Below are 753 nucleotides of genomic sequence, written 5' to 3' on the forward strand. Positions count from 1 at the left end.
TGACGATGTGCAAGCTCAAATTGATTTCTGGGAAAAGGTTACCGCGAGCTATTTAGGCAACCTAACCAATGCGGCACGCCCAGATGATCAGCAATTAACTGAAGACAACATTGTTTTTACAAGTGGCTTTACCACTTCTAATGACACAAAAGTTGTCGACTATATGGTAGACCCTACCGAGTGGGCAACGAATACGGTTAAGACTCTTGTGACAACTGGCGCAGCAAAAGCGGCAGTTGATGCCGGCGCAGAAGATTATGCAACCATTAAAGGCGCTGTTGATACAGCAATCAGCAACTGGACCGCAGAGAGCTTCAATCCAGCTTTAGCAGGGTGTGATACCTATCCTGCTGGCGATGCACGCTTTGCATGCGCCGGTACCGGTATGATCACTGCAGCAAAAGCAGGTGGAATGTCTTTTCCTGAGCCCGCAGCCGATGATAGCGTAGCTTTCGACACACCGCGAGACCTAAGAACAGTATCAGCATTTATTACCGATGCAATCGCTCCAGTAGGTGCCGTAAACATTTCTGAAGGCTCCTTGACGATTCCTTACTATTCAGGTGTACCTGATACACGAGGCGTAAGCGATGGAACCGAAGCGAGACTTGTAGGCGAATGGTGGAAAGCAGATTCAACCTTAGCCACTCAAATAAATACTGCTTTTAACCTAGAGGCACTTGGCGCAGCTCTGCCACAAGCGACGACATCAAATGTTGTGAATCATTTGTTTCCGTTCCCAGCAAAGAACTC

The 753-nt window shown here is 47.9% G+C and carries 1 protein-coding gene; it reads left to right on the forward strand.

Going from position 1 to position 753, the window contains the following annotated elements; all coding sequences use genetic code 11:
• Positions 1-753: hypothetical protein (locus A3766_RS30250; RefSeq protein WP_197479256.1), on the forward strand; the 753-nt coding region annotated here is incomplete at both ends.

It is taken from the genome of Oleiphilus sp. HI0132 (genome assembly GCF_001635845.1).